1 protein-coding gene and 1 pseudogene are annotated in these 222 nt (G+C 55.4%); one reads left to right on the plus strand and one right to left on the minus strand.

Annotated features, from left to right (window positions below; all coding sequences use genetic code 11):
* Window positions 1–121, minus strand: a pseudogene (locus H6B10_RS16820) (imidazole glycerol phosphate synthase subunit HisF); the annotation flags it as partial.
* On the opposite strand from H6B10_RS16820, the gene H6B10_RS16825 reads away from it, so the two are divergent.
* A partial coding sequence (locus H6B10_RS16825) for a HisA/HisF-related TIM barrel protein (protein ID WP_243427445.1) occupies window positions 71–222 on the plus strand: 152 nt, incomplete at its 3' end. The pseudogene H6B10_RS16820 and the gene H6B10_RS16825 sit on opposite strands and share 51 nt — an antisense overlap.

Raw genomic sequence — 222 nt, forward strand, 5'->3', positions numbered from 1 at the left:
CAAACAACATAAAGCGGCCATCCACTCGCTTGATATCGGCCGAAAGTACCACACACTGGTTGCCGTACTTTTGGGCTGCCGCCGGAATGATGCCGGGGTTGGCGATGGCACCGGTATCGACGCGCTGGACTGGCTGGAACAGGGCGTCCGGAACGGGGCAGGAGAGTTGGTTGTCAACTCCATTGACACCGATGGTGTGAAAAATGGATTTGATCTGGAATT

Source organism: Gemmiger formicilis (assembly GCF_016901605.1).
Classification (GTDB): Bacteria; Bacillota; Clostridia; order Oscillospirales; family Ruminococcaceae; genus Gemmiger; species Gemmiger formicilis_B.